Annotated in this window: 9 protein-coding genes and 1 other RNA gene; 2 read left to right on the forward strand and 8 right to left on the reverse strand. The window is 68.6% G+C overall.

The features are described from left to right. Nucleotides 1-89: 89 nt before the first annotated feature. From mraY to rnpB, 8 genes are all read right to left on the reverse strand, one after another. Nucleotides 90-1,199, reverse strand: a complete 1,110-nt coding sequence (mraY, locus tag ACESMO_RS03270) for a phospho-N-acetylmuramoyl-pentapeptide-transferase (RefSeq protein ID WP_372706750.1) — start codon at nucleotides 1,197-1,199, stop codon at nucleotides 90-92. A 9-nt stretch (nucleotides 1,200-1,208) separates the two neighbouring features. Next, a complete protein-coding gene (murF, locus tag ACESMO_RS03275) occupies nucleotides 1,209-2,636 on the reverse strand; it encodes a UDP-N-acetylmuramoyl-tripeptide--D-alanyl-D-alanine ligase (RefSeq protein WP_372706751.1) in 1,428 nt (475 codons plus the stop codon). Then, complete coding sequence (locus tag ACESMO_RS03280; protein ID WP_372706752.1) at nucleotides 2,629-4,095, reverse strand: UDP-N-acetylmuramoyl-L-alanyl-D-glutamate--2,6-diaminopimelate ligase; 1,467 nt, start codon at nucleotides 4,093-4,095, stop codon at nucleotides 2,629-2,631. Before ACESMO_RS03280 ends, murF begins: the two co-directional genes overlap by 8 nt. Next, entirely contained in the window at nucleotides 4,092-5,768 is a 1,677-nt protein-coding gene (locus tag ACESMO_RS03285) for a peptidoglycan D,D-transpeptidase FtsI family protein (protein WP_372706759.1), read from the reverse strand. Before ACESMO_RS03285 ends, ACESMO_RS03280 begins: the two co-directional genes overlap by 4 nt. 74 nt (nucleotides 5,769-5,842) lie before the next feature. Further along, nucleotides 5,843-6,253, reverse strand: a complete 411-nt coding sequence (locus tag ACESMO_RS03290) for a cell division protein (protein ID WP_372706753.1) — start codon at nucleotides 6,251-6,253, stop codon at nucleotides 5,843-5,845. Beyond that, complete coding sequence (gene rsmH / locus ACESMO_RS03295) at nucleotides 6,250-7,215, reverse strand: 16S rRNA (cytosine(1402)-N(4))-methyltransferase RsmH (RefSeq protein ID WP_372706754.1); 966 nt, start codon at nucleotides 7,213-7,215, stop codon at nucleotides 6,250-6,252. The genes ACESMO_RS03290 and rsmH overlap by 4 nt, the downstream gene beginning before the upstream one ends. Further along, nucleotides 7,212-7,646 (reverse strand): division/cell wall cluster transcriptional repressor MraZ, encoded by a 435-nt coding sequence (locus tag ACESMO_RS03300; protein WP_372706755.1) that lies wholly within the window; start codon nucleotides 7,644-7,646, stop codon nucleotides 7,212-7,214. Before ACESMO_RS03300 ends, rsmH begins: the two co-directional genes overlap by 4 nt. Nucleotides 7,647-7,982: 336 nt before the next feature. Beyond that, nucleotides 7,983-8,361: RNase P RNA component class A (gene rnpB, locus ACESMO_RS03305), an RNA gene on the reverse strand. Between the two features lie 78 nt (nucleotides 8,362-8,439). Here rnpB and ACESMO_RS03310 point away from each other — a divergent pair. Both ACESMO_RS03310 and ACESMO_RS03315 read left to right on the forward strand, forming a co-directional pair. Beyond that, nucleotides 8,440-8,646, forward strand: coding sequence for a hypothetical protein (locus tag ACESMO_RS03310; protein WP_372706756.1), 207 nt, complete (start codon nucleotides 8,440-8,442; stop codon nucleotides 8,644-8,646). Beyond that, nucleotides 8,647-8,940 carry a type II toxin-antitoxin system RelE/ParE family toxin gene (locus ACESMO_RS03315; RefSeq protein ID WP_372706757.1) on the forward strand — a complete coding sequence of 98 codons (294 nt, stop codon included), beginning with the start codon at nucleotides 8,647-8,649 and terminating at the stop codon, nucleotides 8,938-8,940. Nucleotides 8,941-9,016 lie beyond the last annotated feature (76 nt).

Below are 9,016 nucleotides of genomic sequence, written 5' to 3' on the forward strand. Positions count from 1 at the left end.
CAGGGTTGTTCAGCGAAAGGACTGGGTCCCCGCTTTCGCGGGGATGAGCGGTTTTGTGAGAGGGCGTTTCGACCACAGGCACTCGTCCCTCACCGCAGCTTCAGCGTGGCGAGGCCCGCCAGCGCCAGCATGGCCGAGACGATCCAGAAGCGGATCACCACCGTCGATTCCGGCCAGCCCATCTTCTCGAAATGGTGGTGGATCGGGGCCATCAGGAAGATGCGTTTCTTGGTGGCCTTGTAGTAACCGACCTGGATCATGACGCTGAGCGCCTCGATGACGAACAGGCCGCCGACGATGCCCAGCACCAGCTCGTGCTTGGTGGCCACGGCGATGGCGCCGAGCGCGCCGCCCAGTGCCAGCGACCCGGTGTCGCCCATGAAGATCTTGGCCGGCGGCGCATTGTACCAGAGGAAGCCCGTCCCCGCGCCGATGATGGCGGCGCAGAAGATGGCCAACTCGCCCGAGCCCGGCACATGGTGGACCCCCAGATAGTCCGAGAAGATGAAGTTGCCGACCAGGTAGCTGATGATGCCGAAGGCCCCCGCGGCCATCATCACCGGCACAATGGCCAGGCCGTCGAGACCGTCGGTCAGGTTCACCGCATTGGAGAAGCCGACCATGGTGAAGGCCGCGAACACGACATAGAACCAGCCGATATTGAGCAGAACCGCCTTGAAGAAGGGGAAGGCGATCGAGGTCTCAAGATTGGGGGAGGTCGGCGAGGCTGTCATCCACAGCACCGTCAGCACGCCGGCGATGACCGAGATGACCACCTGCGCCAGCAGCTTCTGTTTCGAGGTCAGGCCGGCCGAGGTCTGTTTCGACACCTTGGCATAGTCGTCGATGAAGCCCAGCAGGCCGAAGGCCGCGGTCACGCCAGAGACGATCCAGATGTAGGGATTGCTCAGGTCACCCCACAGGAACACCGCCACCGCGATCCCCGCCAGAATCATCAGCCCGCCCATGGTCGGGGTGCCGACCTTGGACAGATGCGACACCGGGCCGTCGGACCGGATCGGCTGGCCCCTGCCCTGTTTGACCCGCATCCAGGCGATGAACCGGCTGCCCATGGCGACCGAGACGATCATGGCCGTGGCCATGGCCAGCGCCACCCGCACCGTCTGGTACTGGACCAGATTGAGCAGGGGGTAGTCCTTCGCGATGTCGGCATAGTGGAGATAGAGCAGGTAGAACATCTTGTTTCCCTATCGCTCCGCGCTCGGCGCGTCGCTGCTTGAGGGGGAGCCGAGGTCTGACAGAGCCTTGGCGATCAGCGACGCCTTCGACCCGTTCGAACCTTTGACCATGACCACGTCTCCGGGCGCGACCAGATCGGCGGCCTCGGCGGCGAGCTCGGCGGCCGTCTCTCGCCACAGGCCGCGACGGGCGGGCGGCAGGACGTCATGCAGGCGCTTGATCTCGGGACCCGCCGCATGAACCAGGTCCAGGCCGGCGGCGGCGATGGCGGCGGACAAGCCTTCGTGCAGCGCGCGCGACCAGTCGCCCAGTTCCAGCATGTCGGTCAGCACCACGACGCGCCGTCCGCCCTTGGGGACCGGCCTGGCACCCAGGCTGCGGAAGCCGGCGGCCATCGACAGCGGATTGGCGTTGTAGCTCTCGTCGATCAGGGTGAAGGCCCCGCCCGGCGCGGCCACCACGCTGGTCCGGCCCCGCCCCGCCAGCGGCTCGAAATCGGCGAGGGCCGCCAGCGCCGTCTCCAGCGGCACGTCCAGCGCCTCCAGCATCAGGATGACGCAGAGGCTGTTCAGGCCCCAGTGGAAGCCGGACTGGCTGAGGGTGAAATCGATCGTCTTGCCGAACAGTTCGGCCTTCACCCGCGCCCCTTGCGGATCGGGCTGGAAATTGATCAGGCGGGCGTCGGCACCGCCGGCGGTCCCAAAGGTCACGCGTCGCGCCCCGGCCTTGCGGGCCGCAGCGTCCAGCAGGACGGAGAAGCCCGTGTCGCCGTTCAGCACCGCGACGCCGTCGGGGGCCAGACCTTCGAAAATCGCCGCCTTCTCCGCCGCGACCCCCGCCTCACCCTCGGCGAAAGCCTCGATGTGGACCGGGCCGACGGTGGTGACGCAGGCGGCATGAGGCCTGACCATCTTCGACAGCGGCGCGATCTCGCCGGGCGCGTTCATGCCGATCTCGAACACGGCGCGCAGGGTCGCGCGCGGCATCCGGGCCAGCGTCAACGGCACGCCGATGTGGTTGTTGTAACTCTTGATCGACGCATGGGCCGGGCCCGCCAGATCCAGTCCCGCCTTGACCGCCTGGGTGACGCTGGTCTTGCCGACCGAGCCGGTGACGGCGCCGCGACGGACCTGCGGGCTGCGATCGCGCGCGGCGAATCCGAGGGCTGCCAGCGCGCGCAGGGTGTCGGCGACGACGACGGACGCCCCACCCGCGACCGCATGCTCGGTCACCGCGCCGCTCGCGCCGGCCGCGAAGGCGGCGGCGGCGAAGTCGTGGCCGTCGCGCGCGCCCTTCAAGGCCAGGAACAGGTCGCCGGGGACGATCTCCCGGCTGTTGTAGGTCAGGCCGGAGGCGTGGAACGGCGGTCCCGACAACGCCCCGCCGGTCGCGGCCGCGATCTCATCGGAGGTCCAGAGGGGCGTCTGGTCAGACATGTTGGTGCAGGGCTTGGGCGGCTTCGGTCGCGTCGTCGAAGGGATGGGTCACCGCGCCGACGATCTGTCCCTGCTCATGCCCCTTTCCAGCGATGACCACCACATCTCCGTCGCGCATTTGTCCGATCGCCGCGCGAATGGCCGTCCGGCGGTCGCCGATGTCCCTGGCGTCGCGACAGCCCGCGCGGATGGCCTCGCGGATCGCGGCGGGATCTTCCGAGCGGGGATTGTCGTCGGTGACGATGGCGACGTCGGCCAGACGGCCCGCGATCTCGCCCATCATGGGCCGCTTGGCCCGGTCGCGATCGCCGCCCGCGCCGAAGACCACAATCAGACGCCCCGTCGCATGCGGCCGCAGCGCCTTGAGAACGGTCTCCAGCCCGTCCGGCGTGTGGGCGTAGTCAACATAGACCTCTCCGCGTTCCGATCCGGCGATGCGCTGCAAACGGCCATGCGCGCCCGTGATGCCCTCAAGGGCGGCCAGCACGCGGTCGGCCGGTTCGCCGCCGGCGATGCACAGGCCCGCCGCCACGAGGGCGTTCGAGGCCTGGAAGGCGCCCGCCAGCGGCAGCAGGACTTCGTGTGTGATGCCGCAGACCTCGATGGTCAGGCGCTGGCCCTCCGGCACGGCGCGGCGCGAGACCAGGCTGAGGTCCCGACCCCGCTCGCCCACGCCCATCACGCCCACCCCGGACATGATCGAGGCGGCGGCGAAGCTGGAATAGGCGTCGGAATCCGCGTTCAGAACGGCGGTCCGGCCGCGCGGCAACAGGGCCTCGAACAGGCGCAGCTTGGCGTCGCGATAGGCGTCCATGCTGCCGTGGTAGTCGAGGTGGTCCTGGGTCAGGTTGGTAAAGGCAGCGGCCTTCAGCGACACCCCGTCCAGACGACGCTGGTCGATGCCGTGCGACGAGGCCTCCAGCGCCAGATGGGTCACGCCGTCGACGGCCAGATCGGCCAGCAACCGGGCGGCGTCGGCGGCGTCGGGGCTGGTCAGGCCCGGGCCCGTTATCGCGCGATTAACGTTACCCGACTGCGCCAAAACCCCCAGCGTGCCCATGCTCGCCGCGTGCAGGCCCAGACCGGCCCAGATCTGGCGACAAAAGGCGGCCACGGAGGTCTTGCCGTTGGTGCCGGTGACCGCGACACAGGTCGCGGGCTGGGCGCCGTAGAAGCTGCGCGCCGCGATGGCGTAGGCCCGACGCACGTCGCCCGAGGTGACCAGCACAGGGGCCAGGCCGATGTCGGTGTCGGATGGGGCCAGGACGGCGGCGGCGCCTTGCGACAGGGCCTGCGGAATGTAGGCCCGCCCGTCGGTGGCCGTGCCCGGCAGGGCGACGAACAGCGAACCCGGCCCGACCTTGCGGCTGTCGGCAGTCACGCCGGTGATGACGGGGTCGGCGGGCACATCGCGGCGCAGCAGGTCGGACAGACGCCAGGGGGCGGCGGGCGCGCTCATCGGCCGTCGCCCCCAACATCTTCAAAGGCCGGAATCCTCTCGCCCATCGCCGTGCGGTAGGGGTCGGCTCGACGCTCCACCCCGAGGAAGGGCGCGATGCGGTCGGCGATGCGGCCGACGGCGGGCGCGGCGACGAAGCCACCGGTCCTGGGATAGGCTTGCGGCTCATCAATCAGGATCAGGATCGAGTAACGGCGCGCGTCGACCGGGCCGTCGGCCGGGAAGACGGCGACGAAGGTGCCGACGGCGTGCGAGGGATCATAGCGGCCGTTGAGCAGCTTGTTCGCGGAACCGGTCTTGCCGCCGACGCGCAGACCCGCAGCCTCGGCCCGGCCGCCCGAGCCACGCACGACGTTGCGGCGCATCAGGTCCAGCAGGGCCAGCGAGGTTTGCGGCGTCACCACCTGCCGCGCCTGAGCACCGGGCCGTCCACCCTTGCGCAGGGTCAGGGGGATGAAGCGACCCCCATTGGTCAGGGCTCCCATGGCCGCCGACATCTGCAGCGGGGTGATCATGATGCCGTAGCCGAACGACAGCGAGGCCAGGGTCGAATCGTCCCATTTGCCCGGGCGGCGCGGACGCGCCGATTCGTGCAATTCGATAGGCGCGGCGTCCATCAGGCCGAAGCGGGCGAAATAGTCCCGCATCGTCGTCGGACCCATTTCGACGGCCAGCCGCGACGTGCCGATGTTGGACGAGTGGAGATAGACCTCTTCCAGCGTCAGCACCTGATTGGTGGCGTGGAAGTCGGTGATGCGGCGGTTGCCGATCATGAAGGCCTGCGAGGCGTCGAACAGCGTGTCCATGTCGGCCCGGCCGGTGTCGAGCCCGGCGGCGACGGTGAAGGTCTTGAACACCGAACCCATCTCATAGTGGGCCGAGGTCGCGCGGTTCAGTCGATCGGTGGTCGGCCAGCTGGCCATGCCCAGAACCTCGCCGGTCTGGACGTCGGTGATGATGCCGACGGCGCCCCTGGCCTGATTCTCGGCTGCGGCGGCGGCCAGTTCGTTCTCCAGCACGCCCTGGACGCGCAGGTCGATCGACAACGGGAAGTCCTCGCCGAGCAGGCCCGCAGCGCGGATTTCGGTGTTGAAGGCCAGCTCTGCCCCGGCGATGCCCTCGCCGCCGGTGTCGGCCATGCCGAGGACGTGGGCGGCCGACGACCCCAGCGGATACACCCGGCGATCCTCGGGCTCGAACGTCACCCCGCCGAGCGCCAGCCCATGGACCGCGACTTTTTCCTGCGGCGTCAGGCCGGGCAGGACGATCAGGCGGCGGTCGCCGGACATCACCTTGTTCAGCTTGGCCATCGAGACGCGTGGCAGCGCCTGTTTGATGCGCGTCGCGGCCAGACGACGATCCCAGACCTGCGACGGATCGATGTACAGGCCGTAGTGGGTGATGTTGGTGGCCAGCAGGGCACCGTTGCGGTCCACCACATCGGCGCGGACCACGGCGTTCGGATGGTTGACGGAACCGACGCCGCCACGCGGGGCCAGCAGGGCGGCATTGGCGGCCCCCAGCGCCAGGCTGACGAAGACCAGGGCGAAGACGGTCAGGATCAGGAAAATGCGGACGCGGGTGTCCTCTTCCGGACGGGCGTCGGCGCGGGCGCGGCCAAAGGCATGCTCGACCCACCACATGGCCGCGGTCAGCCAGCGCCACGACGGCATGCGGCGGCGCTGCGCATAGGCGGGGCCGGTCGGCCGGCTCGGCGGAACGTCCCAGGCGCGGGGGTCATGAACGCTCACCGCGCGACCCCCTCGGCCGGAGCGACGGCGGGTTCGGTCGGCGCGGTCGGCGAGATGATCACCACCGGAGCCGGTTCGGAAATGGGCGCCAGCGTGGCCAGCTTGTCCTCGGTCGCCTGACGATGCACGTCGACGGGCACCAGGCCCGCGCCGCGCGACAAAGCCTCCAGCCGACCGGGCTGTTCCAGCCGCGCGACCTCGGCCCGCAACAGGCGGACGCGCTGGCCGTTCTCGCCGATCTGACGTTCCAGCCCCGAAATGCGAACGCTCTCGCGGGCGGCGGCGGCCTTGGCCAGATAGACTGAGAAGATCATGGCCCCGACCAGGACCACGCCGATGATTTCGATCCAGCGGACGCCGCGGACCTTCCAGTCGAACATGCGCTTCAGGGCCAGGGTCGCGGTCATGCGGCGATCCTCCCCCAGGGCGCGGCGTCGGTGCGGAAGGCGGCGCGCAGCTTGGCCGAACGGGCGCGGGGATTGGTGGTCAGCTCGGCCCCGGCCGCCTCGCGCGCGCCCTTGAATTGCAGGGTGAAGCTGGGCTTGCGGGTCTCGACCGCGACCGGGGCGTGACGCGAGCCGCCGGGGGCGTTGCCGGTGCGCTCGGTCAGGAAGGCCTTGACGATGCGGTCTTCCAGCGAATGGAAGGTGACGACGACCAGACGTCCGCCGGGCGACAGCGCCGCCTCGGCCGCTTCCAGTCCGCCCCGCAGTTCGCCCAGCTCGTCGTTGACGGCGATACGCAGGGCCTGAAACACGCGCGTGGCCGGATGGATCGGCGCGCCGCGACGGCCTCCCAGCGCCTTTTCGACGACCTCGGCCAGATCGAGCGTGCGCTCGAACGGCCGCTCGACCCGGCGACGCAGGATGGTGGTGGCCACGCGCCCCGACTGACGCTCGTCGCCGTAGAGCTTGAAGATGTGGGCCATCGGCCCGTGGTCCCAGCCGTTGACGATGTCGGCGGCGGTCTCGCCCCCATGGTCGGAATTGGCCGACATCCGCATGTCCAGCGGTCCGTCGCGCATGAAGGAAAAGCCGCGCTCGGCCTGATCCAGCTGCATCGACGAGACGCCGATGTCAAAGACCACCCCGTCCAGCCGGTCCTCGCCGCTGTCGGCGAAGGCTGCGGCCAGGCCGGAGAAGGGCGTGCGCAAGAGGGAGAATCGACCGGGGAAGTCGTTGGCGACGGCGTCGGCGTAAGACTGGACCGTGGGGTCGCGGTCCAGGGCGATGACGGTCGCGCCGGTCTGGAGGATGGCGCGGGTGTAGCCGCCGGCGCCGAAGGTCGCGTCGATCATCACGTCGCCGGCCCGGGGCGCGAGCGTCTCGATCACTTCATTCAGCAGGACCGGGGCGTGGGGTGAGGTCATGCGCCCTCCCCCGAGATCACGTCGCGGGCCAGCGCGCGGCTGGCGACGCGGCGGGCGTTCCAGCGGGCGCGGTCCCAGATCTGGAAACGGGGGCCCAGGCCGACGATGACCACGTCCTCGCCCAGACCGGCGTCCTGGCAAAGACTTTCCGGCAGTGTGATCCGGCCGCCGCCGTCATACGCGAGCGGGCGCTGACCGGCGTAGAAAGCCTCTTCGAGCGCGGTGCGACGGTCGCCGCCAAACGGCAGGGCTTCGATGCGGGCGACGTATTCGGCCATCAGCTTGTCGCCGCCGGCCTCGAGGCAATCCGACATGATGGAGAAAAAGCAGAGGACGCCGTGCTCGGCGCCGTTGTCGGCGGTGCGGAACTCCTGCGGGATCAGCAGGCGTCTCTTCCCGTCCAGCTGTTTCTCATAGGTCGAGAGAAACACGTTCTACCCCAACTCGGACCCTTCGATCCGCCCCTCTCGTCCCGGCAGCGCCACCAAACGCTCGCCATCCCCCGTTCAAGACATATGGGATAGCATGGGATTAGATGGGTCTCAATGGGATTAGTTAGCGCCGATTAACCTCAATTGAGGCACGGAGCGGTGTATCGCCGCGAACATACACAGAACATCCGAAGTATAGACAGGCTGTGGACCAAACCTCCGCCATATTCGGGGCCAAATGGTTAATGCGGCGGCGCGGTTTCCTCGCATTGCGAGCGAGAGCCCCCCGACCTCAAGCAGCGAGCCGCCGCGCGGCTCGCGATAGGCCTCTAAAAAAATGTCAGACGGCCTGTAAGCCGGGTTCTGTTCCCGCCGAAGCGGGCGACGATCATTCCTCTGGACCGTCCGTTGCCGGACGGTTCTCGCGACCTACCCGGACGCCTCGGGCGATGAACCCTGCGAAGCGAGCCCCGCGCGACGTCCCTATTCGGTCTTGCTCCAGGCGGGGCTTGCCATGCCGTCCCTGTTGCCAGGCACGCGGTGGGCTCTTACCCCACCCTTTCACCCTTACCGGCCTCGCGAGGCCGGAGGTTTGCTTTCTGTGGCGCTATCCCTCGGGTCACCCCGGGCGGGAGTTACCCGCCGCCTTTTCACCGTGGAGCCCGGACTTTCCTCGACAAGGGCAAGCCCCCGCCGCGACCGCCCGACCGTCTGACGAGGGACAGATGCCTGTCCGTGACGCGGGGGTCAACCGAAGGATGCCGACGACGGCAGGTTGTGATAGGCTCTTCCCATGGCCCAGCCTGTCCCGACATACCCCGTCGATCTCGCGACCGAGACATCCGCAGAACGGGAAGCCCGTCTGGCGTGGGAAGGCGAACGGATCGCCGAGGCTGAGGAGGATATCGCCGCCGGCCGGGTTATAGGTGGTCAGGAAGCCCTCGACTGGCTCGACCGATGGGCCGCAGGGGAAGAGCTGGAAGATTCGGCTATCGGCTAGATGACCGACTATTCGGTCTTTTTCACCGCCCGGGCCAGACGCGACCTGAACGCAATCAGGAAGTGGCTGCTCCAACCCGGTAGTGGGCTGAAGGCACAGTTGAGGATTGCACGCATCAGCCGCGCCCTGGCCGAACTCCAATTCAGGCCGGATCGATGGCCGGCAAATACCGCGCCCGGAACGCGACAGAGGCTGATCGAGGGACACACCATCATCTACAAGATCGATGCGGAAGCGATGGAGGTGACGGTCATGCGCGTTTTCGGCCCCTGTCAGGATCGAACGGGCCTGTAGGCGAGCGGCGCCCGGCGACCGTGGCCAAGGCTTGGGCTTGGGCTTGGGCTTGGGCTGGGCATGACCGTAAGCCTAG

Origin of the sequence: Brevundimonas sp., from assembly GCF_041688735.1 — a bacterium.
GTDB lineage: Bacteria > Pseudomonadota > Alphaproteobacteria > Caulobacterales > Caulobacteraceae > Brevundimonas.

Bases quoted from the DNA above. Each gene is read 5' to 3' on its own strand.
- ACESMO_RS03290 (WP_372706753.1), bottom strand. From the start codon at position 6,253: ATGACCGCGACCCTGGCCCTGAAGCGCATGTTCGACTGGAAGGTCCGC.
- murF (WP_372706751.1), bottom strand. From the start codon at position 2,636: ATGTCTGACCAGACGCCCCTCTGGACCTCCGATGAGATCGCGGCCGCG.
- rsmH (WP_372706754.1), bottom strand. From the start codon at position 7,215: ATGACCTCACCCCACGCCCCGGTCCTGCTGAATGAAGTGATCGAGACG.
- ACESMO_RS03315 (WP_372706757.1), top strand. From the start codon at position 8,647: ATGACCGACTATTCGGTCTTTTTCACCGCCCGGGCCAGACGCGACCTG.
- mraY (WP_372706750.1), bottom strand. From the start codon at position 1,199: ATGTTCTACCTGCTCTATCTCCACTATGCCGACATCGCGAAGGACTAC.
- ACESMO_RS03285 (WP_372706759.1), bottom strand. From the start codon at position 5,768: ATGCCGTCGTGGCGCTGGCTGACCGCGGCCATGTGGTGGGTCGAGCAT.
- ACESMO_RS03280 (WP_372706752.1), bottom strand. From the start codon at position 4,095: ATGAGCGCGCCCGCCGCCCCCTGGCGTCTGTCCGACCTGCTGCGCCGC.
- ACESMO_RS03310 (WP_372706756.1), top strand. From the start codon at position 8,440: ATGGCCCAGCCTGTCCCGACATACCCCGTCGATCTCGCGACCGAGACA.